This is a genomic window from Pantoea sp. JZ2 (assembly GCF_035191405.1).
Classification (GTDB): Bacteria; Pseudomonadota; Gammaproteobacteria; order Enterobacterales; family Enterobacteriaceae; genus Pantoea; species Pantoea stewartii.
In genome coordinates this window covers 4,377,652-4,398,933 of sequence record NZ_CP045247.1, presented here as the reverse complement: position 1 = coordinate 4,398,933, position 21,282 = coordinate 4,377,652, and the positions used below count along the sequence as shown (strand labels likewise).

At 54.0% G+C, this 21,282-nt stretch carries 21 protein-coding genes; 13 read left to right on the top strand and 8 right to left on the bottom strand.

All coding sequences use genetic code 11. The annotated features are described in order from the left end of the window. Positions 1 to 72 precede the first annotated feature (72 nt). Together GC087_RS21170 and GC087_RS21165 are read left to right on the top strand one after the other, a co-directional pair. On the top strand, positions 73 to 489 hold the full coding sequence (locus tag GC087_RS21170; protein WP_033738976.1) for a secondary thiamine-phosphate synthase enzyme YjbQ: 417 nt from the start codon (positions 73 to 75) through the stop codon (positions 487 to 489). A 2-nt stretch (positions 490 to 491) separates the two neighbouring features. Next, positions 492 to 815, top strand: coding sequence for an MmcQ/YjbR family DNA-binding protein (locus GC087_RS21165; RefSeq protein ID WP_006121520.1), 324 nt, complete (start codon positions 492 to 494; stop codon positions 813 to 815). A 38-nt stretch (positions 816 to 853) separates the two neighbouring features. Here the strand turns inward: GC087_RS21165 and GC087_RS21160 are convergent, their stop codons facing one another. After that, the gene (locus tag GC087_RS21160) at positions 854 to 1,918 is read right to left on the bottom strand and encodes an NAD(P)-dependent alcohol dehydrogenase (RefSeq protein WP_033738979.1); all 1,065 of its coding nucleotides are present in this window, start codon (positions 1,916 to 1,918) and stop codon (positions 854 to 856) included. A gap of 227 nt (positions 1,919 to 2,145) precedes the next feature. Next, the gene (gene uvrA / locus GC087_RS21155; protein ID WP_033738980.1) at positions 2,146 to 4,974 is read right to left on the bottom strand and encodes an excinuclease ABC subunit UvrA; all 2,829 of its coding nucleotides are present in this window, start codon (positions 4,972 to 4,974) and stop codon (positions 2,146 to 2,148) included. Positions 4,975 to 5,198: 224 nt separating this feature from the next. Between uvrA and ssb1 the strand changes: the two genes are divergently transcribed. After that, positions 5,199 to 5,741, top strand: a complete 543-nt coding sequence (ssb1, locus tag GC087_RS21150; protein ID WP_006121517.1) for a single-stranded DNA-binding protein SSB1 — start codon at positions 5,199 to 5,201, stop codon at positions 5,739 to 5,741. Positions 5,742 to 6,002: 261 nt separating this feature from the next. On the opposite strand, the gene GC087_RS21145 is transcribed toward ssb1, so the two are convergent. Next, positions 6,003 to 6,575, bottom strand: coding sequence for a DUF1349 domain-containing protein (locus tag GC087_RS21145; RefSeq protein WP_054634664.1), 573 nt, complete (start codon positions 6,573 to 6,575; stop codon positions 6,003 to 6,005). A 93-nt stretch (positions 6,576 to 6,668) separates the two neighbouring features. Next, on the bottom strand, positions 6,669 to 7,187 hold the full coding sequence (locus GC087_RS21140; RefSeq protein ID WP_039339066.1) for an isochorismatase family protein: 519 nt from the start codon (positions 7,185 to 7,187) through the stop codon (positions 6,669 to 6,671). 126 nt (positions 7,188 to 7,313) lie between these two features. On the opposite strand from GC087_RS21140, the gene GC087_RS21135 reads away from it, so the two are divergent. Continuing rightward, positions 7,314 to 8,147, top strand: a complete 834-nt coding sequence (locus GC087_RS21135) for an AraC family transcriptional regulator (RefSeq protein ID WP_054634663.1) — start codon at positions 7,314 to 7,316, stop codon at positions 8,145 to 8,147. Between the two features lie 71 nt (positions 8,148 to 8,218). Then, a complete protein-coding gene (locus GC087_RS21130) occupies positions 8,219 to 9,199 on the top strand; it encodes a DMT family transporter (protein ID WP_039339063.1) in 981 nt (326 codons plus the stop codon). 902 nt (positions 9,200 to 10,101) lie between these two features. Here the strand turns inward: GC087_RS21130 and GC087_RS21125 are convergent. Then, a complete protein-coding gene (locus GC087_RS21125; RefSeq protein WP_033738988.1) occupies positions 10,102 to 10,497 on the bottom strand; it encodes a transposase in 396 nt (131 codons plus the stop codon). A 523-nt stretch (positions 10,498 to 11,020) separates the two neighbouring features. Here GC087_RS21125 and GC087_RS21120 point away from each other — a divergent pair. Continuing rightward, entirely contained in the window at positions 11,021 to 12,277 is a 1,257-nt protein-coding gene (locus GC087_RS21120) for an oligosaccharide flippase family protein (RefSeq protein WP_033738990.1), read from the top strand. Between the two features lie 8 nt (positions 12,278 to 12,285). Further along, entirely contained in the window at positions 12,286 to 13,236 is a 951-nt protein-coding gene (locus GC087_RS21115) for an ATP-grasp fold amidoligase family protein (RefSeq protein WP_039339061.1), read from the top strand. Positions 13,237 to 13,288: 52 nt separating this feature from the next. Here the strand turns inward: GC087_RS21115 and GC087_RS21110 are convergent, their stop codons facing one another. Together GC087_RS21110 and soxS are read right to left on the bottom strand one after the other, a co-directional pair. Beyond that, positions 13,289 to 13,570 carry a YjcB family protein gene (locus GC087_RS21110; RefSeq protein ID WP_324029239.1) on the bottom strand — a complete coding sequence of 94 codons (282 nt, stop codon included), beginning with the start codon at positions 13,568 to 13,570 and terminating at the stop codon, positions 13,289 to 13,291. Positions 13,571 to 13,813: 243 nt separating this feature from the next. Continuing rightward, positions 13,814 to 14,239 carry a superoxide response transcriptional regulator SoxS gene (gene soxS / locus GC087_RS21105; RefSeq protein WP_006121570.1) on the bottom strand — a complete coding sequence of 142 codons (426 nt, stop codon included), beginning with the start codon at positions 14,237 to 14,239 and terminating at the stop codon, positions 13,814 to 13,816. Between the two features lie 155 nt (positions 14,240 to 14,394). Between soxS and soxR the strand changes: the two genes are divergently transcribed. The 4 genes from soxR (at position 14,395) to GC087_RS21085 (ending at position 19,077) form a co-directional block, all read left to right on the top strand. Next, complete coding sequence (soxR, locus tag GC087_RS21100; RefSeq protein ID WP_006121571.1) at positions 14,395 to 14,880, top strand: redox-sensitive transcriptional activator SoxR; 486 nt, start codon at positions 14,395 to 14,397, stop codon at positions 14,878 to 14,880. 39 nt (positions 14,881 to 14,919) lie between these two features. Next, entirely contained in the window at positions 14,920 to 15,585 is a 666-nt protein-coding gene (locus tag GC087_RS21095) for a glutathione S-transferase family protein (RefSeq protein WP_033738991.1), read from the top strand. Between the two features lie 345 nt (positions 15,586 to 15,930). Next, positions 15,931 to 17,280 carry an NCS2 family permease gene (locus GC087_RS21090; protein WP_033738992.1) on the top strand — a complete coding sequence of 450 codons (1,350 nt, stop codon included), beginning with the start codon at positions 15,931 to 15,933 and terminating at the stop codon, positions 17,278 to 17,280. 144 nt (positions 17,281 to 17,424) lie between these two features. Then, a complete protein-coding gene (locus GC087_RS21085) occupies positions 17,425 to 19,077 on the top strand; it encodes a Na+/H+ antiporter (protein WP_033738994.1) in 1,653 nt (550 codons plus the stop codon). Positions 19,078 to 19,135: 58 nt separating this feature from the next. On the opposite strand, the gene GC087_RS21080 is transcribed toward GC087_RS21085, so the two are convergent. Then, a complete protein-coding gene (locus tag GC087_RS21080) occupies positions 19,136 to 20,038 on the bottom strand; it encodes a LysR family transcriptional regulator (protein ID WP_039339057.1) in 903 nt (300 codons plus the stop codon). A gap of 101 nt (positions 20,039 to 20,139) precedes the next feature. Between GC087_RS21080 and GC087_RS21075 the strand changes: the two genes are divergently transcribed. Together GC087_RS21075 and GC087_RS21070 are read left to right on the top strand one after the other, a co-directional pair. Next, on the top strand, positions 20,140 to 20,565 hold the full coding sequence (locus GC087_RS21075) for a CidA/LrgA family protein (RefSeq protein WP_058702338.1): 426 nt from the start codon (positions 20,140 to 20,142) through the stop codon (positions 20,563 to 20,565). Then, positions 20,558 to 21,253, top strand: a complete 696-nt coding sequence (locus GC087_RS21070) for an LrgB family protein (RefSeq protein WP_033738999.1) — start codon at positions 20,558 to 20,560, stop codon at positions 21,251 to 21,253. The genes GC087_RS21075 and GC087_RS21070 overlap by 8 nt, the downstream gene beginning before the upstream one ends. Positions 21,254 to 21,282 lie beyond the last annotated feature (29 nt).

The window sequence follows — 21,282 nt, the reverse complement described above, 5'->3', positions numbered from 1 at the left end:
TTTACGGATCGGGTTTACCTTTGCGCCACATTCTGCACACTTAACTGTGTCTCACAGATTCAGGAAAAAAGTATGTGGTATCAACAAACGTTGACCTTAAGCGCAAAATCGCGGGGTTTTCACCTCGTAACGGAAGAGATTGTGCAACAGTTGCCCGCACTCCGTGATATCCACACCGGATTACTCCATTTGCTGTTGCAGCATACGTCGGCTTCACTGACGCTGAATGAAAACTGCGATCCGACAGTGCGGAGCGACATGGAACAACACTTTATGCGCCATGTCCCGGAAGCGGCTCCTTATCAACACGATTACGAAGGCCGTGACGACATGCCCGCCCACATTAAGTCGTCCACGCTGGGCGTTTCACTGATGCTACCGGTGCAGCGTGGACAGCTGGTACTGGGCACCTGGCAGGGCATTTGGCTGGGGGAACATCGTATTCATGGCGGAGCCCGACGTATTGTGGCGACCTTACAAGGGGAATGAGTATGAATAATTCGGACTTACTGACGTACTGCATGAGCAAACCCGGCGCAGAGCAGAGCGTTCACAGCGACTGGAAAGCTACGCAGATCAAGAGCAACGGCGTGCTGTTTGCCATGGTGCATGAAGTCAAAGGGCGTCCGGCGGTGTCGCTCAAATCCTCGCCCGCGCTGGCTGAACTGATGCGGGATGAGCACAGCGATGTGTTTCCCAGTGAACATCTGAATAAATCACACTGGAACACGCTGTTTTTAGACGGCACGCTGAAAGATTCGCAAATTTACTATCTGGTGGATGCCTCTTTTCAGCAGGCAGATACCGGGCGGTAACGGCCCTTTCCCGGCGTGGGAAAGGGCACAGGACAGGATTACGCCGCCGCGTTTTTACGCAGCGTATCGATATCAATGACAAAGCGATATTTTACATCGCTCTTCAGCATACGTTCGTAAGCCTCGTTGATCTGATCCATGGCGATCAGCTCAATATCTGACGTGATGCCGTGTTTGCCACAGAAATCCAGCATCTCCTGGGTTTCAGCGATACCGCCAATCAGCGAGCCAGCGATGCTGCGGCGTTTAAAGATCAAATTGAAAACCTGTGGCGCGGGATGATCGTGTTCAGGCGCGCCGACCAGAGTCATATTGCCGTCACGCTTCAGCAAGGTGATAAACGGATTAAGGTCGTGTTGCGCCGCCACTGTGTTAAGAATGAAGTCAAAACTGTTGGCATGTTGCGCCATCTGGTCGGCATCTTTCGAAATGACCACTTCGTCTGCGCCCAGACGTTTTCCGTCTTCGATTTTTGACGGTGAGGTGGTGAATAACACGACATGCGCGCCCATCGCGTGAGCAATTTTTACGCCCATGTGCCCCAGTCCACCCAGCCCCACGATCCCGACTTTTTTACCCGGGCCGACATTCCAGTGACGCAGCGGTGAATAGGTGGTGATACCGGCACACAGCAGCGGTGCCACACCGGCCAGCTCCAGGTTTTCTGGAACACGCAGCACAAAGCTTTCATCCACTACCATAGAGGTGGAGTAACCACCGTAGGTGATAGCCCCTGTCTGGCGATCCTGACCGTTATACGTGCCGACAAAGCCATTTTCACAGTACTGCTCTAGGCCTTCCTGACAACTTGGACAGCTGCGGCAGGAATCAACCATACAGCCAACGCCGACCAGGTCGCCGACTTTGTACTTCTGCGTCTCGGGGCCGACTGCGGTCACGCGGCCAACAATCTCGTGTCCCGGAACCACAGGAAAAATGGTGTTTTTCCACTCATTGCGCGCCTGATGCAAGTCAGAATGACAAACGCCACAAAACAGCACGTCAAGCTGTACGTCATGAGCACGAAGCTCACGCGGTTTGAAATCAAACGGTGCCAGTTTGGACTTTGCATCCTGAGCAGCATACGCATGGGTAATGTTCATGGTGTCTCCAGTTAAAGTGTGTCGTGATTTTTCGATCAACGCCGCAGCATAACGCGCGCAGCAAGAAGGTGACGCCAGGGGCGTACCAAAGGGGAACGAATTAAGGATAGTCAGGGGAGAGAAAAGCGTATATGCCTATATGTGTCTGAATCTTGCCTGATCCTGCATTTTTCAGGGTAAATTGTGCAATCCCTGTAAGAAGGCCCGCGTGATGCGGGCCTGCAATTTTATTTTTTCAACAAGGGCTTAAGGAAGCGGGCCGTATGTGATTTTTCACATTCGGACACGGTTTCTGGCGTGCCTGCCACCAGAATTTCACCGCCGCCACTGCCGCCTTCCGGCCCCAGGTCGACGATCCAGTCCGCCGTTTTCACGACGTCGAGGTTGTGCTCAATGACCACGATGGTGTTGCCCTGATCGCGCAGTTGATGCAGCACTTCGAGCAGTTGCTGGATATCGGCAAAATGTAACCCGGTGGTGGGCTCATCCAGAATATACAACGTCTGTCCCGTGCCGCGCTTCGACAGCTCACGCGCCAGCTTGACGCGCTGCGCTTCACCACCGGACAGGGTGGTGGCCGACTGACCCAGGCGGATATAGGACAATCCAACGTCCATCAGCGTTTGCAGCTTACGCGCCAGGGCAGGAACGGCATCAAAGAACTCACGTGCTTCCTCAATCGTCATTTCCAGCACTTCGTGAATGCTTTTGCCTTTGTATTTAATCTCCAGCGTTTCACGGTTATAGCGTTTGCCTTTGCACTGATCGCACGGCACATAAATATCCGGCAGGAAGTGCATTTCCACTTTCAGCACGCCGTCGCCCTGACAGGCCTCACAACGTCCGCCACGCACGTTAAAGCTGAAACGGCCTGGGTTATAACCACGTGAACGTGATTCAGGCACGCCGGCAAACAGTTCACGAACCGGCGTAAAAATACCGGTGTAGGTGGCCGGGTTAGAGCGCGGCGTGCGGCCGATGGGGCTCTGGTCGATATCGATGACTTTATCGAAGTGCTCCAGACCGGCGACATCGCGATACGGTGCTGGCTCAGCAATGGTGGCCCCGTTCAGCGCGCGCTGGGCAATAGGGAACAGCGTATCGTTGATCAGCGTCGACTTCCCTGACCCGGAGACGCCGGTGATGCAGGTAAACAGGCCAACAGGCAGCGTTAAGGTGACGTCCTTCAGGTTGTTACCGCGCGCGCCCGTAATTTTCAGGACCTTCGAGGGATCGCCCTTCACGCGCGTTTCAGGCACGGCGATTGCGCGTTTGCCGCTGAGGAACTGGCCGGTCAGCGAAGCCTCTTCCGCCATAATCTGCTCAACCGTACCTTCCGCGACGATAGCGCCGCCGTGCACGCCCGCGCCGGGACCGATATCGATCACGTGGTCGGCGGCGCGAATCGCGTCTTCATCGTGCTCGACCACAATCACGGTATTACCCAGATCGCGCAGGTGAATCAGCGTGCCCAGCAGGCGCTCGTTATCGCGCTGGTGCAGGCCGATTGACGGTTCATCCAGTACGTACATCACGCCGACCAGACCGGCGCCAATCTGGCTTGCCAGACGGATGCGCTGGGCTTCACCGCCCGACAATGTTTCTGCAGAACGCGACATCGACAGGTAGTTCAGGCCAACATTGACCAGAAAACTCAGGCGATCGCCGATCTCTTTCAGCACTTTTTCCGCGATTTTAGCCCGCTGACCACTGAGTTTCAGATTTTCAAAAAACGCCATGGCATGACCGATGCTCATGTCTGAAATGGTCGGCAGCGTGGTGTTTTCGACATAGACGTGGCGCGCTTCACGACGCAGACGCGTGCCTTCACAGCTGGCGCAGGCGCGATTGCTGATAAATTTCGCCAGTTCTTCGCGTACCGCTGAGGATTCCGTCTCTTTATAACGGCGCTCCATATTGTTCAGCACGCCTTCGAACGGATGGCGGCGCACAGACGTGTCGCCACGGTCATTAATATATTTAAATTCAATCGTTTCTTTGCCGGAACCGTACAGAATGACTTTCTGCACGCTGTCCTTGAGGCTGTTAAACGGCGCTTCTATATCGAAGTCGAGATGATCGGCGAGTGAGCGCAGCATCTGGAAGTAATAGAAGTTACGACGGTCCCAGCCACGGATGGCGCCGCCTGCCAGCGACAGCTCTGCATTTTGCACTACGCGATCGGGATCGAAATATTGCTGCACACCCAGACCGTCACAGGTCGGGCAGGCACCGGCGGGGTTGTTAAACGAAAACAGGCGCGGTTCCAGCTCACTCATGCTGTATCCGCAAACCGGACAGGCAAAGTTCGCGGAGAAGAGCAACTCTTCTGCCGCGCTGTCGTCCATATCGGCCACAATCGCGGTACCGCCAGAGAGTTCCAGCGCCGTTTCAAAGGATTCCGCCAGGCGTGTCGCCAGATCATCGCGGACTTTAAAGCGATCGATAACCACTTCAATGGTGTGTTTTTTCTGCAGTTCCAGCTTAGGAGGATCGGAAAGATCGCACACTTCGCCGTCGATCCGGGCGCGGATGTAGCCCTGCGTCGCCAGGTTTTCCAGCGTTTTGGTATGTTCACCTTTGCGATCTTTCACGACCGGTGCCAGCAGCATCAGACGGCGACCTTCGGGCTGTTCAAGCACCTGATCGACCATCTGGCTCACTGTCTGAGCAGCCAGCGGGACATCATGATCCGGGCAGCGCGGTTCACCCACGCGGGCAAACAGCAGGCGCAGATAATCGTGAATCTCCGTAATCGTGCCTACCGTCGATCGCGGGTTATGCGAGGTCGACTTTTGCTCAATGGAGATGGCCGGCGACAAACCCTCAATATGATCGACGTCAGGCTTCTCCATCAAAGACAGAAACTGGCGCGCATAGGCAGAGAGCGACTCCACATAGCGGCGTTGACCTTCCGCATACAGCGTATCAAACGCCAAAGAGGATTTACCGGACCCGGAAAGGCCAGTAACCACAATGAGTTTGTCGCGAGGGATGGTCAGGTTGATGTTTTTCAAATTATGGGTGCGGGCACCACGAACTTCGATCTTATCCATTCACCTTTCCCGGATTAGCTGCACTCACCGCGCCCTGTGACACGGCCAGAATAAACGCATCATTATGGCACAAAAAATAGACTGAATAAATATCCAGTAGTTTTTTGCTTTTTTCCGGCAGATGATTAAAAATGGAACACCGCTCGAAAGTGGGAAACCAGGCGCGGGACGTGTTAGAATTGATTGTTTAGAGTTGACGTAATCATTCATCGGGAGACAGCAACATGGCCAGTCGTGGCGTTAACAAAGTGATTCTTGTCGGGAATCTGGGTCAGGATCCGGAAGTACGTTACATGCCAAATGGTGGCGCTGTCGCCAACATTACGCTGGCTACCTCTGAGAGCTGGCGCGACAAGCAGACCGGTGAGAACAAAGAGATTACCGAATGGCACCGTGTCGTGCTGTTTGGCAAACTGGCAGAAGTGGCGGGCGAATACCTGCGTAAAGGTTCTCAGGTGTATATTGAAGGCCAGCTGCGCACCCGTAAATGGCAGGATCAGGGCGGTCAGGAACGTTACACCACGGAGGTGGTTGTCAACGTGGGCGGCACCATGCAGATGCTGGGTGGACGTCAGCAGGGCGGTAACGCGCCAGCAGGCGGCGGTCAGGGCAACAACAACGGTTGGGGCCAGCCTCAGCAACCGCAGCAGGGCAATAACAACCAGTTCAGCGGCGGCGCACAGTCTCGTCCGCAGCAGCAGCCCAGCGCTCCGGCCAGCAACAATAACGAACCGCCGATGGATTTTGACGACGACATTCCGTTCTAAGCCGTCTGTCAGTCTCTGTTGCAGAAAGCCCCATTACCGGGGCTTTTTTGTTTTGTTGGGGATGTCTGGTTTAACTCTGCACCACTATCCCGCCTTTCACGCACACCCTGGCGTGGTTTATCCAGCGCCGACACTGGAGGCGCGATGACCCGGCGGGCATGACCTGGCCGAAATACATGGCCTGTATCCTGAAAGCCCGGGCAAGATCGGGCACGGGCGACAAAAAACATGTCATCACATCTCTGGACGACGCGTCCGCCGTTAACTTAAATCATGCAGTGCTTTATCCAGCGGCGGCGTCAGAAGCATGTCGCGGAAGGTGACCGCCAGGCCGGCACGCTCCGGCGTGCAACACATAGCACCTATCCTGAGCGGACCGGGTGGAAAATAGCTCAGACGTAATAAAGGCCACGTCTGTCCGTCTGCCGAATACTGCAGTCTCAGGCTGTCACCTTTGCGCGTCAGCCGGAGCCAGAACGCTCGCGGATCGCCAGGAAATATCCCCGTTGCCCAGTCGGAATGGCCGAGCGTCAGCACGCTGCCAATGGCGGGCGCACCATCGTTATATTCAATTCCTGCTTTTAGCCAGTGCTGTGCGTCGCGTATCAGCATCAGTCCGGCCTGATCGTACAGCGTGGTAAAGTCTGCGCAGATTTTGAGCTGAAAAGTCATGTCGCCGTCCACCTCCGTGGCAAAGACATGGCCGGAAAAGCGCTCAAACCCGTACCAGGTCTTGTGCCAGAAATCGGTCTTATCATCGGTGGTGACCTGTAGCGTACCGTTCTGGCACTGCCACGTTGCAGGCTCATTGATCCAGGCAAACGACTCAAACATAGCGCCTCCAAAATTGGCCATAACTGGCCGGGCTGATGCGACTCAGGATGAAGAAAGAGTCAGATGGTCTGATACGGATGAAAGCGTGATCGCTTAACGCCACCCGGCCAGCACGGTATCGGTATCGATCACGCGTGGTACGTTACCCGGAAGACTTAAGCCCGCCCAGACTTCATTATGCTGGCCAATTAACTGTTCCGCACTGGCACAGGTCCGGTCGGCGGTGGTATGGGCGTCAGCGGCGACGGTGATGCGATAGCCCAGTCCTGCGCCGACCTTGATGGTGGTGTCGACGCAGTAATCAGTGGCACACCCACAAATAACAAACTCATGAATAGCCAGTTCACTCAGCAGTGAGGCCAGGGACGTCCGCCAGAAACTGTCGCAGGCTGTCTTGGTAATAAAGTGCGCATTCCGGGATTGAGCCATCTCGGGTAACAGCGCAAAGGCCTGGCTGCCTGGCACCATGTCGCCTTCGCTGTGCTGAATAAACAGCGTAAGATCAGCCTGTTCGATGAGGCGGTTAATCTGCCTGACCCGGCCAGCCCGATCGAAACGCGGCGTGGTAAATACGCCATTTTGCATATCAACTACCATTACAACACGCTGCATGATGTTTCCTCGTCAATACACCTGTTACGCAGTGTCATGTATTCAACCGGGGATGACAATCTTTGCATTTCATCCCCTTTTAACGGCATGCTTGCAGATTCTGCCAACCGGATAAGGAGCGATAACGTGGAAGGCGTTCCAGCTGTTTTTCCTTGTGAAAAAGATCGTGCGCTGTTTCGGCAGTTGCCTGAACTGCCGGGCGTGGAACTTTACCAGGCGCATATTTCCCGTTATGCCTTTGCTCCGCATACGCACGAAGCCTTTGGCATCGGCACCATCGAGGCCGGGGCACAGCGCTTCCGTTACCGCGGTACGCACTACACTGCCCCTGTCCATTCTCTGGTCATGATGAATCCTGATGAGCTGCACACTGGGGAATCGGCCTGCGAAACGGGCTGGCGTTATCAAATGATCTACATCCAGCCCGACTGTATGGATGAGCTGAGTGGCGACCGTGGCTGGTGGTTCGGGGATGCGCTGCGAACGGACGTGCGACTTGCGCAGCCTGTGTCGCAGTGTCTGGCGGCGCTGTGGCAGGCCGATACGGCCCTGGCGCGTTATAGTCTGCTGTCAGACCTGCTGGTGCGCATCCGTCCACAGGCCCGTATGGCCTCAGCGCGTAAAGTCGATGCCAGACACCGTTTTGATGATGTGCGCGACTACCTGCGCGCCCATCTTGGGGAGCCGGTCAGGCTGGACACGCTGGCGGCATTAGCGTCGTTATCACCGTGGCATTTTTTACGCGCCTTCCGCGATCATTTCCATGTCACGCCCCAGCAAATGTTAATGGCTTACCGGCTTTATGAAGCCAAACAGATGCTTGCCAGGGGTGAGGCCATAGCCAGCGTCGCGGCAGCGGTAGGCTTGACCGATCAGGCGCATCTGACCCGTGCGTTTACCCAACGTTACGGCATTACACCGGGCCGCTATCAAAAGCAGATCGCGCCACACAGGTCCTGACCGCAATTTGCTACAAGGCATGCTTACCTGTTTGGTTCACACTGAAGCAAAAAGACAGACAGGAAAAAGCCATGTTGACAGGAATAATGTTTGCCCTTGCCGCAGGCATGATGTGGGGGCTGATTTTTGTTGGACCGGTCATCGTCCCGGATTATCCGGGCGCGTTGCAGTCAGCCGGGCGCTATGTCGCGTTTGGCCTGGTTGCGTTGCCGCTTGCCTGGCACGATCGTTTCCGACTGCGCCAACTGAGCGCCGCCCACTGGCGGGAAGCATTAAAGCTGTCGCTGGTTGGCAATCTCTTCTATTACGCGTTTCTCGCCAATGCGATTCAGCGAACGGGGGCTCCGGTCTCCACGATGATCATTGGTACCTTACCGATCGTCATCGCTGTCACTGCAAACCTCTGTTATGGCCATCTTGAAGGACGGCTCTCATGGCGACGGCTTATCCCGGCACTGCTGGTGACGGGCGCAGGCCTGGTTTGCGTTAATGCGGCGGAATGGCAACTCCAGGGGGCAACGCTCAACGGCCAGCGTTATCTGACCGGCATTGCCCTGGCGGTGATGGCGGTGGTGTGCTGGACCTGGTATCCGTTGCGCAATGCGCGCTGGTTACGCAACCATCCTCAGCTTAAGGCCGCGACCTGGGCCACCGCGCAGGGCATTGTGACCTTACCGCTGGCACTTATCATGTATGCGCTGGTCAGCATACAGCTGGCGTGGCAACAGCCTGATTTTGCGCTGCCTTTCGGCCCCCGGCCTTTGGTGTTTATTGCATTAATGCTGACGATTGGCCTGCTGTGCTCATGGGCCGGAACGTTATGCTGGAATGCGGCCAGCCAGCGACTGCCTACCGTATTGATGGGGCCACTCATCGTCTTTGAGATTCTCTTTGGCTTGCTATGGACGTTTATCTGGTATCAACACTGGCCACCTGTTCTGACAATGATCGGTATTGTTTGCCTGATCGTTGGCGTGATTTGGGCGATGCGCATCAAGCCACAACCCCGCGTGACCGCCCTGAACAGGAAATCATCTGAACGTCCCGGATAATGAATAATTACTGGGAGTGATATTCACGCTTTTTCGGATTATACCGAGGTGTAAAACGGCGAAATAAAGCCGCCTCGGTAATCTGCCGGGTTTAAATCTTCCTCAAAACCGCCACTCAGCCATGCCGTATTTATCCACACAGGCGGCTTCCGCCCCATTAACAGCAAGATAATCGCACATATTGTTCAATAAATAGCCAGAAAACGGCCGGGTAAAGCGCGTTTATTCCTCAAAAAGCGGACAGATGAAGGTAAAGCGCTAACCCGCACCCAGCTTTTATGTTTAAAAAACGGTGAAAACATACCGTTTGGCTAAGAGAAATCCTTATCAGAAACCACCTTTTACTTCAGGCAGCCTTAATTTCAGCAGAATCAGACTGCGCTTCGCTTATATTTACTGTTTAACAGCAGACATCAATAGCAGGCAGAAATAGTTATCAATTGTGCGCTACCGGATGAAAGTGTTAAGTATCAATAAACTGTTAATCTGAGATTATTCTGGGCCATTTTTATCTTTTTATGCGATTACGCATAATCTGACGATCGGCAAAACATTTCTCAGGACCAGTCGGTGCTAAGGAAATGTACGGAGAAATCAAAATATGATTACTGGGATTAAACGAAAAAGTGGAACAGCGGCAGTTTCTTTTAGACGAGCTAATGAAAAAAAAGGAAGGTCCAGTCTCACCGAAATGAGACTGGGGGGATAAAAGTGGTGTAGATTGAGAGACTTTTGCTGTTGTAAATCAATTTTACCGCAAAAAAGGAAGCGTAACCGCAAATCCATTCATTAATTACGGACTGGGCGAGGCGCGCCATCCTAATGTCCTGTTAAATGCTCTTCATCTCTTCTGGTAAGAACAAATCTCAGCGAGGTAGCTATCAAAAGCAATGCTCTCAGTATTAACGGTTTTCTGATCCCGTTGGGTAATGGTAAACACTACGGCTAATATCCAGCAAACGGCAGCTGCGGCGCGTGCCGACATCGAATGTGTCCTGCAGGAAGTTGACGGCCTGACGCTTCTCGTGCGTAGTAAAGAAGTTCTTCAGAACGCTTTGCAGCATCTCCTTATCGGAATGAAGTGCATGCAGTTCGCGCGTCAGTAACTGTACCTTTTCTTCCAGCTCCTTGATTTTTCTACCTTCTTCCGAGGCTAACCCAGAAAACTTCTTCTTCCAGCTATAGAAGGTTGCCTCAGAGATGCCAAGCTCTTCACAAATCTCTTTAACCTTAACGCCCGATTCAGAAGCTTTAATGGCATTTGTGATTTGATCTTCGCTATATCGTGACTTTCTCATAAATGCTCTTACCTTTCTTATCAATTAATGGATGAGGATTACTTTATTAACCTTTGGTACTGTAAAAGTGTGTGGAATGCCGTGTTTAAATACGGACGTTAAATTACGTGGGTTAAATTAAGATATTTAGAATAAATATCATCATGGGATAAATCTTATTTTATTCTGATCGGGATGCCGCGCCTTCCTGGTATGGGTTTTTTGATATAAATTCATCGCACCCCAAAGATAAAAAATGACTGTAATTTGGCTGGTTGACGCCTCCGCATCCGTTTTATTCAGGAATGACGGTTTTTGTTAACATTAATGATTTCATTTTGAAATCGTTTCCAGTAGTCGGCATTCGTGCCAGATATAATCAGAATTCTCCTGAATTCTTTCATTAAAATATAATCGGATTCTCATTTTCGAGCCGGGTTGGCTTGATGATTATCATTTCGCTTTGAAATTTAAGCGCTTATTAATTCGCCCACGGATGGGCGTGCCGAAGCGGTAGATGTTGAGTATTACTAAGGAACAGTCGATGAAATTTAGCGTAATGTCTAATGCCGCCTGGATGATGTCTGAAAAGATTATCTCCGTCTTTGGCGTCATTTTCGTGACGTCTTACGTGGCTAAATCCTTTGGCCCAACCCTATTTGGGCAGATGGCGTTTTCAACATCGTTATTTGCCATGGTGCAAACCATAGCCCTATTTGGCACTGAAACTATTTTGTTTAAACGTGTCAGCAAAAATGCCACCAAAGGTTTGCGCTTAATGCGTATTGCACGTACTTTGCGTATGGTTTTATTACTTATTACCTCGGCACCAGTGTTAATTTGGGTCTGGTACAACATGCAGGAAAATTTCCTGGCATTTGCGCTGGCTTCATTTGTTGCCTCTGTTTTTGTCACGCAGGATACGTTTAGCGTTTATAACAATGCACGTCTGGCATCAAAGCTGAATACCGTGGCGAATGCCGTCGGCATGCTGGTGAGTTTTGCGTTGAGTTTCACTATTGCCTGGCTACGCCTGAATCCGCTGTGGCTGACATTGTCAGTTATCACGGTAACGCTGGTGCCGTATGTCATTAAACGCTACTGCTTTTACCAACAGCATCAGGAGCAATTTCCCCCGCGGGAAACACGCACCCTGTATTTGCGTTATCTGCTGTATGCGGGCTTGCCATTGGCCATTTCCAGCATTTTTATTTCTGTCCAGGTCAAAACCGCGCAGATGTTTTTGGCCGGCATCGCCTCGGCGCGCGAGCTGGGTTTATTCGCTGCTGCCAATACGATTGCCGCGTCCTGGATTTTTATTCCCGTGGCGCTGATTACCTCCTGTTTCAGCGAGATTTTTCGTGCGCGTGGAGACGAAGCCGTCAGGCTGACGGCCCGGCTCAATGGCTACGTGATGGCCGTGTCGCTGTTGATGTTGTTTATCGTCGCGTTGTGGGGTGAGCACATTATTGTGGCGTTATATGGCCCGGCCTACAGGCAGTCAGGCAACCTCATCACGCTGTTATCCCTGGCGACCAGTTTTTCGGCAATGGGAACCGTCGCGTACCGTTTTATGGTGAAAGAAGGGGGCTTTGATTATTTACTGAAGAAAATCATTTGTCTGGTGCTCATCAGCATCCCGCTTTCCTGGTGGCTAATTCAGGGCTACGGCATCATGGGGGCCGCCTGGAGCGTTTTTCTGTCTGAGCTCCTGTCCCTCACCGTCATGAATTACTTCTTTAAACGCGGCGTGATTCAAAAAATTCAGGTTTCCTCACTTAACTACAAAACCTACAAATGAGGTCAAATATGCTCAGGTTGAAGCAAGAGCTCAGAAGAAGTTTGCAGTACTTTATTAAGAAGATGCCCTGGACTTATCAGGATCGTATTTATTACTTCCGCAAGTTCAGAAAGCTCCCGAATCTGCGTGAGCCCAAGGTCTTCAACGAAAAAGTGCTGTATCGCAAGTTTATCCATGGTGATTACCAGCTGTATGCGCGCCTGTCCGATAAGTATTCGGTGCGCGACTATATTGCGGAAAAGATTGGTAATGACTATCTGATTCCGTTGCTCCACGACACCACCGATCCCACCACGTTGAATGATCTTACGCGCTGGCAGGGCACGGTTATCAAACCGAATCATGCTTCAAACATGGTAGAGATCGTGCTGGAAGAACCGGATGCGCTTCGTAAGCAGCAAATCATTCATAACTGCTATTCGTGGTTAAAAACCGATTTCGCCAACGAAGCGCGTGAGATCCACTATCGCTATATCAAGCCACGTATTCTGGTTGAGCAGTATATTGGTGACGGTAAAAGCGCGCCGGTTGATTACAAGTTTCATATGTTCAATAAGCGCGATGGCAATTTTGAGTATGTTCTTCAGGTCATCTACAACCGCTGTCAGCCTCAGCTTTCGATGAATTTTTACGTTAATAACCTCTCCGAGGCTTACCATAAAATTCGCGATACCGGCCTGGATGTTTCCCCGATCATGCCCTCACTGGAGCGGGCACTTGCCCTGAGCAAAACGCTGGCCAGTGACTTTGACTACGTGCGAGTCGACTGGTATATCCACGACCAGCACATCTATTTTGGTGAACTGACGTTTACGCCTGGCGCAGGCATGGTAACCGGACTGGATCGTGGCTTAGACAAGATGATGGGTGAAATGTGGATTCAGGAACGTCGCGGAACGCAGAGACCGGACGTTGACGTACAGGATGTCGCCATTCCTGTCATGTTGAAGAAAATTTGACTTTACACAGCAATATAAAAAACCCCGCTTTGCGGGGTTTTTTATTGGTCATTCAGGGCATTGGCCAGTTCGCAGGCGCACGGCACATCATGTCAATGAACACTTCTTTAGAGACGCTCAAAAAATGGTGCACGTTTTCCATGCTTAGCGTGATGCCCATTAAACCGGTCACAAACCAGCACGACAGACCAACGCCCACGCCGCCACAGAGAAAGGCCATGACATGATGGCTGTCCTGGCGAAGGCGGGTTTTCAGTGTACTGGCGAAAAACATCATTACAGCGCTCAGCAATTCCCAGCGCATAACAAGAAAACTGGTGGTTAGGGTAGCCATCAATTTTGACCTCAAAATCGGAAAGGACGCCTGACTGTCTGCGAACATCACGTCGGCGGAAAAGTCTGTCAGGTGGGGCTCTTTCGTCGGCAACAAACGTCATAATGTGATGTGGGTCACATTATATCATCTGGTTCTCAATTTTTGTACAGAATTTGTTTGATTTGTCAGCGCAGTGTCAAGCCAGCGGAAGGGTAAAAAAGAGGGATAAAGCCGTGCGCCCGATCGGGCGCACGCGGGCTGTTAATTAAGCGGACAACATTCACCCGTTGTACGCTGCGTAAAGCTGCTCATCGTTTCCCCACAGTCAAAGCTCAGCAGGCGTGGACGCTGAACCGCCTGGCGACGCATATAGTGACGATACGCCGTAGGCGTCTGGGAAAACTGGCGGCGAAAGACCCGTGAGAAGGTCTGCTGCGAATCGTAGCCATACTGCATCGCAATATCGAATACCGGACGCTGCGTCTGACGCAGCGCTTCTGCGGCCAGCGTCAGCCGGCGTTCGCGGATATAACCACCCAACGTCTGTTTCGTTACGCTACGGAACATACGTTGCAGGTGCCATTTCGAATAACCGGACTTCGCGGCCACCTCATCGATTGACAGGCTTTTATCCAGGTTCTGGTCAATCCAGTGGGTCAGTGAATGAATGATCTCTTCTTGTATCATGGCCTCATCCTTCTGGTGAATGTCCCCGTCACCGTGCATGCCGCAGTTTGTGAGGCTGATAATCAGCCTGCAGGGGGCGTGACGTCGTCAGGGCGGGTGTTGTTCTGATGGGAAAGGAGTATAATTCCTCAAGTTAACTTGAGGTAAAGTGCCAGATGAAAAAAGATCGCAATTATCCAAAACCGGTGCTGACACCGGGGGAAGTCGCGCGGCGAAGCGGCGTGGCCGTATCAGCGCTGCATTTTTATGAAAGCAAAGGGCTGATTTCCAGCACGCGCAATCCCGGCAATCAGCGGCGCTACAGCCGTGATGTCCTGCGCCGTGTGGCGATCATTAAAATCGCCCAGCGCATCGGCATTCCGCTCGCCAGCGTCAGCGACAGTCTGGAAAACATGCCTGCGGATAAACGCATGTCTGCGCAGGACTGGGGCAATCTGACGCAGCACTGGCGGGATGAACTGGATAAGCGCATCGAAACCCTGACGCGCCTGCGTAACGACCTGGATGGCTGCATTGGCTGCGGCTGTTTATCCATGCGTGACTGTCCGCTCCGTAACCCCGGCGATCGGCTGGGACAGCAGGGATCAGGTGCGGTCCTGCTGGATCCCGAGCAGGATGGTTCTCTGCACAAGGTGAAGTGACGTCTATACTGTCTGCATATTCATTCGCAGGGAATCATGATGATTACTGTTCACCATCTGGAACAATCTCGTTCGCACCGCGTGCTGTGGATGCTGGAAGAGCTGGAAGTGCCTTATCAGGTTAAACGTTATCAGCGTGAAGCCTCCATGCTGGCACCGGAAGCACTGAAAAAAGTGCATCCCTTAGGCAAATCGCCGGTTATCACAGATGGCAATCGGGTGGTGGCGGAGTCCGGGGCCATACTGGAATACCTCGAAGAAAAGTACGACAGCGAGAAGCGATTACAGCTTACCGACGAAGAGGCGCGCCTCCAGGCGCGTTACTGGTTACATTACGCTGAAGGTTCCCTGATGCCGCTGCTGGTCATGAAGCTGGTGTTTGGCCGGCTGGGCAGCGCGCCCGTGCCCTGGTTGCTGCGTCCCGTGGGTGCCGCGCTGGGGAAAGGCGTACAAAAAGCCTGGCTGGACAAACAGCTCCACGTCCACAGGCAAATGATCGAAGATCATCTCTCGGCCAATCCCTGGTTTGCCGGTCAACGATTCAGCATCGCCGATGTGCAAATGAGCTTTCCTGTTCTGGCGCTGAGCCAGCGCGCCGGCTTGCACAATGCGCCCGCCACGCAAAAATGGTTAACCACCGTTCAGCAGCGCGCCGCATGGCAACGGGCCATTCAACAGGGCGGTGAACTCACTCTGCCGGGCTGAGGCGATGCGCTCTGATGACGCCGTCCGGCGTCATCTCTCTTCCACCAACATCCTCCTTCATCGACCAGCCACGCTGCCAGCAAGAATGTTACTGGCAGGTTTCCAGCACGTTCCTGATGTTACTAACCTGATCTTTATACGCAGTAATTCCCTCTGAACGGTTGAAAAGCGGCGGTTAAAGACCGGATAATCTGCCCCCTTCAGTCTGGTGGTGCTTGTTACACCCGTTCTGCGTGGCGAAGTAAACGTTTGCCTTTTGTCGGTTGCCCGTGGGTAAAGACATATTCAGGGAATGCAGAACGGTGACCGCGTGAATTACACAATAAAAATTTTTGAGGCTTAACTATGTCAATTGAATCACGCCCGACCAGTGGAAGACTGGATGCCTGGTTCGCCATTTCGGCCCGTGGCAGCAGCGTGCGACAGGAAATCCTGGCCGGGCTGACGACCTTTCTTGCCATGGTCTATTCGGTGATCGTGGTCCCCGGTATGCTGGGTAAAGCGGGGTTCTCTCCTACGGCGGTGTTTGTTGCCACCTGCCTGGTGGCAAGCTTCGGGTCAATCCTGATAGGACTGTGGGCCAATTTACCCATGGCGATTGGCTGTGCAATCTCGTTGACGGCCTTTACAGCGTTCAGTCTTGTACTGGGTCAGCACATCAGCGTGCCGGTCGCGCTTGGCGCTGTGTTCCTCATGGGGCTGCTGTTTACGCTGATTTCCACCACCGGGATTCGGGCCTGGATCTTACGTAATTTGCCGATGGGCGTCGCACACGGTACGGGCATCGGGATTGGCCTGTTTTTACTGCTGATTGCCGCTGACAACGTGGGGCTGGTGGTCAGAAACCCTGGCTCAGGTTTACCGGTGGCGTTGGGGCACTTTACCTCCTTCCCCGTCCTCATGTCTTTGCTGGGGCTGGCGGCGATTTTTGGTCTGGAGAAGCGCCGGGTGCCTGGCGGTATTTTGCTGACGGTCATCGTGATCTCTGCTCTCGGCCTGGCCTTCGATCCCGCCGTCCGCTGGCAAGGGCTGTTTGCGCTGCCGAGCCTGCGTGATGCGCAGGGGACATCGCTGTTTTTCAGCCTCGACATTATGGGCGCGTTGCAGCCTGCCGTCTTGCCCACCGTACTGGCGTTAGTGATGACGGCGGTATTTGATGCGACCGGCACGATTCGCGCCGTGGCCGGGCAGGCCAATTTACTCGATAAAGACGGGCAGATTATTAACGGCGGACGGGCACTGACCACGGATTCGCTGAGCAGCCTGTTTGCCGGACTGGTGGGCGCATCGCCTGCCGCGGTATATATTGAATCGGCGGCCGGTACGGCGGCAGGCGGTAAAACCGGCCTGACGGCAATCGTCGTGGGTCTGCTGTTTCTGGTGATTCTGTTTATGTCTCCGCTGGCTTATCTGGTACCAACTTATGCGACGGCACCCGCCCTGATGTATGTCGGCCTGCTGATGCTGAGCAACGTCGCTAAAATTGACTTCGCCGACTTTGTCGATGCGATGTCGGGCCTGCTCACCGCAGTCATTATTGTCCTGACCTGTAACATTGTTACCGGCATCATGATCGGTTTTGCCACCCTTGTGGTTGGCCGACTGTTTGCCGGTGAATGGCGTAAGTTAAATATTGGCACGGTCGTGATTGCCGTTGCGCTGGTGGCTTTTTATGCCGGAGGCTGGGCGATCTGACTGTCTGACCGGACGTGCAGCCGCGCGTCCGGAATTTTCCGCTTTTTCCTCACCGAAGCACACGTAGCTTTTTCCGCGCTTGCCAGTTTGTTTTACACTTTATCTTCACGTTGATTCAAAGATAACAACCCGCCTAAGGAAAGCATGGAAATCTTTTTTACTATTTTGATCATGACGCTGGTGGTGTCGCTCTCTGGGGTCGCCGCGCGTATCTTGCCTTTTCAAATCCCGCTGCCGCTGGTGCAAATTGCCGTTGGTGCGCTGCTGGCCTGGCCCACGTTTGGGCTGCATGTGGATTTTGACCCGGAATTATTCCTCGTCCTGTTTATTCCGCCGCTGCTCTTTGCCGACGGCTGGAAAACACCGGTCAGCGAGTTTCTGCACTATGGCCGGGAAATCCTTGGCCTGGCGCTGGTACTGGTGTTGATCACCGTCGTCGGTATCGGCTACCTGATTTACTGGACCGTGCCGGGCATTCCGCTTATCCCTGCGTTTGCGCTGGCCGCCGTGCTCTCACCCACCGATGCCGTGGCCCTTTCTGGTATCGTCGGTGAAGGCCGCATTCCTAAGAAAATCATGGCGATTCTGCAGGGCGAAGCCTTGATGAACGATGCCTCTGGCCTGGTTTCACTGAAGTTCGCCGTCGCGGTCGCGATGGGCACCATGGTATTTAGCTGGGGCGGTGCCAGCGTAGAGTTCCTCAAGGTGGCGCTGGGCGGCCTGGTGGCTGGGGTTGCGGTCTGCTGGCTTTACGGGAAGTCGCTACGTGTGCTGAACCGCTGGAGCGGCAGTGATGACGCAGCCACACAAATTGTTCTGCTGTTACTGCTGCCTTTCGCCTCTTATCTGATTGCTGAGCACCTCGGCGTATCCGGGATCTTAGCCGCCGTCGCGGCCGGGATGACGATTACGCGCTCTGGCATTATTCGTCAGGCACCGCTGACGATGCGCCTGCGCGCCAACAGCGTCTGGCATATGCTGGAATTTGTGTTTAACGGCATGGTGTTCCTGATGCTGGGCCTGCAACTGCCCTCTATCCTGCAAAAATCCATCGCCGAAGCCAATGCGGATCCCAATGTGGATATCTGGATGATTTTTGCCGATATCGTGCTGGTCTATGCGGCGTTAATGGTGGTGCGCTTCGGCTGGTTGTGGATCATGCAGCGCTTCAGTAAACGGTTGCTGAAAAACAAGCCGTTAGTGTTCTCCTCGTACTCACTGCGTGAACTGTTAATCGCCTCCTTTGCGGGCGTGCGCGGTGCGATTACGCTGGCCGGTGTGCTGTCGATCCCGCTGTTTCTGAGCAACGGCAATCCTTTCCCGGCCCGTTACGAACTGGTGTTTATCGCGACCGGGGTGATTCTGTTCTCCCTGCTGGTCGGCGTCATTATTCTGCCCGTCCTGCTGCGCGGCGTCGAAACACTGGATAAAAATGCGCATCGCCATGAAATACAGCATGCGAAGGCGGTAATGGCGGGGGCGGCGATTGAGAGTCTGCAAAAAATGGAAGCCAGGCTCGAAAAAGAAACCGATGAAAACATCGATCCAGAGCTGTTAAAAGAGGTAAGCCTGCGCGTGACCGGGAATCTGCGCCGTCGCGCCGAGGGCAAAAATGACCTTGAACATGCCCTGTTTGCCGAAAATCTGGAGCGCCGCTTCCGTCTGACCGCGCTCCGTGCCGAGCGTGCGGAGGTCTATCACCTGCGTGCCACCAAGGCGATTTCGAACGAGACCATGCAAAAATTGCTGCACGATCTGGATCTGCTGGAAGCGCTGTTGATCGAGAAAGAGGCGTAACTCGCCGCCGCTTTCGGGCCCAGCCTGCTTCGCCGTGCGGCGGTGAGCAGGCGGGGCATCAGACAGACAGGCGGGGTGCATCATCGGGCCAGTGGGCCCGGCAACAGGCGATCCAGGCCTGCGCACTGCGCGACAGATAACTTCCTTCCCGCCAAATCAGCCCCAGATGCCACTGAAGTTCAGACGCCAGCGGCAGCCACAGTAACGACTGCTTATCTAAACGCTGACAAATAGGTTCCGGCAGAATGGCCAGGCCCATCTCTGCCTGAACCATGGCGGCCAGAAAATCCCACTGCCCGCTTCGGACGGCAATCGTGGGCGTTATTCCCTGACGCTGAAACGCCTGCATCAACTGCCGGTTCAGTGAAAATTCTTCGTTAAAGATAAGCAGCGGATGCGCCGCCAGCTCAGAGAGTGAAAGCCGGGTGCGACGTAGCCAGGGCGCCTTACGCGGCAGCAACACACAGAGCGGATGGCGCATAAGGGATAAGGTGGCGAGGGGCAGTTCGGGATCGACCGGGAGCGCCGTCAGGGCGATATCCAGTGTTCCGGCCAGCACGGCTTCCTGCACCGTCAGCCCGCCAAATTCAGCAATGTTGAGTTCCACGCCCGGATAGCGGCGGCGAAACGCGGAGACGGAACCGGCAATCTGCATGCCCACCATTGGGGGAATACCGAGGCGCAACTGGCCGGTTTTCAGATCGTTAATATCGCCTATCTCTGCCTCAAGCTGATGAAACTCTTGCAGAATCGCCAGACCGCGTTGGTAGACCGCCTGACCGCTGTCCGTCAGATGCAGGCGGCGACCATCACGCAGAAGTAAGGCACAGCCCAGTTCCTCTTCTAACTGGCGCACCATTTTGCTGATTGTCGGCTGCGTCACGAACAACGCCTGTGCAGCCCGGGTAAAGCTTTGTTGGCGGACGACCTCGGTAAAGTAACGCAGGGCGCGAACGTCCATAACTATTCCCTTTTGGCATGATTTGGATAATTTTAATTCATTTCTTTCACCCCATGCAGCAAATCTATACTGGACGCATTCATTCCAGAGGGGAAAGACAAATGGCACTGGCCTTGCGTCGCCTGAACGTCAGCCACATAAACCGGCTGAGCGTGCCGGTACAACTGGCGCTCTACATCTCGCTGTTTATCGCCAGCGAACAGTTGGTGAACTGGCTGCACTTGCCGCTGCCAGCCAACGTGGTAGGCATGCTCCTGCTGCTGTTGCTTATCGCGCTGCGTATTTTACCCCTGCGCTGGGTAAAGGCCGGGGCAAGCTGGTTGCTGGCAGAGATGCTACTGTTTTTTATCCCGGCGGTGGTTGCGGTCATCAACTACGCGGACCTGCTGCAGGTGGACGGCTGGCGAATTTTTCTGGTGATTGCGGTCAGTACCACGCTGGTGCTGGCGGCAACGGCGCTGGTTGTGGACTGGCTTTATCGGTTTGAAGTGGCGCGCGCGGCGCGTAAGAAGAACAACGATGCCTGATTTGCCGATCAGCCTCCTGTGCGCGGCCGCCACGTTAGTGATCTACTACGTGAATAAACGGCTGTATCGACGCTGGCCAACGCTGCTGCTGATGCCGTTGATCATGACGCCCATGATTCTGGTGCTGCTGTTGCTGGTCACCCATATCAGCTGGCAAAACTACATTGCCGAAAGTCACTGGTTGCTTTGGCTGTTGGGGCCCGCCACGCTGGCCTTTGCAGTGCCCGTGTACGAAAACATGGACGTGATAAAACGCCACTGGTTATCGCTCAGCGCCGGTGTGCTGACCGCCACCACGGTATCGGTGTGCAGCTCGGTGTGGCTGGCGCGTTTGCTGAGTTTGCCCGAAAGCCTGCAACGCAGCCTGGCGGTGCGCTCCATTACCACGCCTTTTGCCCTGGCGGCCGCCAAACCCATGGGCGCACAGCCCGATCTGGTGGCGCTGTTTGTGGTCATTACTGGCGTATTTGGCATGGCGGTCGGCGACGTCCTGTTTTTACGCATTGCTATCCAGCAAAGCGTGGCGAAAGGGGCTGGATTTGGGGCCGCCTCCCACGGTGCGGGCACCGCGCGGGCTTACCAGCTGGGCCAACAGGAAGGCGTCGTGTCCAGCCTGGTGATGATGTTATCCGGCGTGGTTACGGTGATTCTGGCACCGTTAATCGGGCACATTATGTGGGCACAGTAAGGCGGCAGACGGCACAACGGTGCCCGCCG

Coding starts and splice junctions, on each gene's coding strand:
- GC087_RS21130 (WP_039339063.1), top strand. CDS start 8,219: ATGTTGACAGGAATAATGTTTGCCCTTGCCGCAGGCATGATGTGGGGG.
- GC087_RS21120 (WP_033738990.1), top strand. CDS start 11,021: ATGAAATTTAGCGTAATGTCTAATGCCGCCTGGATGATGTCTGAAAAG.
- GC087_RS21170 (WP_033738976.1), top strand. CDS start 73: ATGTGGTATCAACAAACGTTGACCTTAAGCGCAAAATCGCGGGGTTTT.
- GC087_RS21090 (WP_033738992.1), top strand. CDS start 15,931: ATGTCAATTGAATCACGCCCGACCAGTGGAAGACTGGATGCCTGGTTC.
- GC087_RS21160 (WP_033738979.1), bottom strand. CDS start 1,918: ATGAACATTACCCATGCGTATGCTGCTCAGGATGCAAAGTCCAAACTG.
- GC087_RS21140 (WP_039339066.1), bottom strand. CDS start 7,187: ATGCAGCGTGTTGTAATGGTAGTTGATATGCAAAATGGCGTATTTACC.
- GC087_RS21115 (WP_039339061.1), top strand. CDS start 12,286: ATGCTCAGGTTGAAGCAAGAGCTCAGAAGAAGTTTGCAGTACTTTATT.
- GC087_RS21085 (WP_033738994.1), top strand. CDS start 17,425: ATGGAAATCTTTTTTACTATTTTGATCATGACGCTGGTGGTGTCGCTC.
- soxS (WP_006121570.1), bottom strand. CDS start 14,239: ATGATACAAGAAGAGATCATTCATTCACTGACCCACTGGATTGACCAG.
- GC087_RS21145 (WP_054634664.1), bottom strand. CDS start 6,575: ATGTTTGAGTCGTTTGCCTGGATCAATGAGCCTGCAACGTGGCAGTGC.
- GC087_RS21165 (WP_006121520.1), top strand. CDS start 492: ATGAATAATTCGGACTTACTGACGTACTGCATGAGCAAACCCGGCGCA.
- GC087_RS21110 (WP_324029239.1), bottom strand. CDS start 13,570: ATGGCTACCCTAACCACCAGTTTTCTTGTTATGCGCTGGGAATTGCTG.
- ssb1 (WP_006121517.1), top strand. CDS start 5,199: ATGGCCAGTCGTGGCGTTAACAAAGTGATTCTTGTCGGGAATCTGGGT.
- soxR (WP_006121571.1), top strand. CDS start 14,395: ATGAAAAAAGATCGCAATTATCCAAAACCGGTGCTGACACCGGGGGAA.
- GC087_RS21080 (WP_039339057.1), bottom strand. CDS start 20,038: ATGGACGTTCGCGCCCTGCGTTACTTTACCGAGGTCGTCCGCCAACAA.
- uvrA (WP_033738980.1), bottom strand. CDS start 4,974: ATGGATAAGATCGAAGTTCGTGGTGCCCGCACCCATAATTTGAAAAAC.
- GC087_RS21075 (WP_058702338.1), top strand. CDS start 20,140: ATGGCACTGGCCTTGCGTCGCCTGAACGTCAGCCACATAAACCGGCTG.
- GC087_RS21095 (WP_033738991.1), top strand. CDS start 14,920: ATGATTACTGTTCACCATCTGGAACAATCTCGTTCGCACCGCGTGCTG.
- GC087_RS21070 (WP_033738999.1), top strand. CDS start 20,558: ATGCCTGATTTGCCGATCAGCCTCCTGTGCGCGGCCGCCACGTTAGTG.
- GC087_RS21125 (WP_033738988.1), bottom strand. CDS start 10,497: ATGAGAAAGTCACGATATAGCGAAGATCAAATCACAAATGCCATTAAA.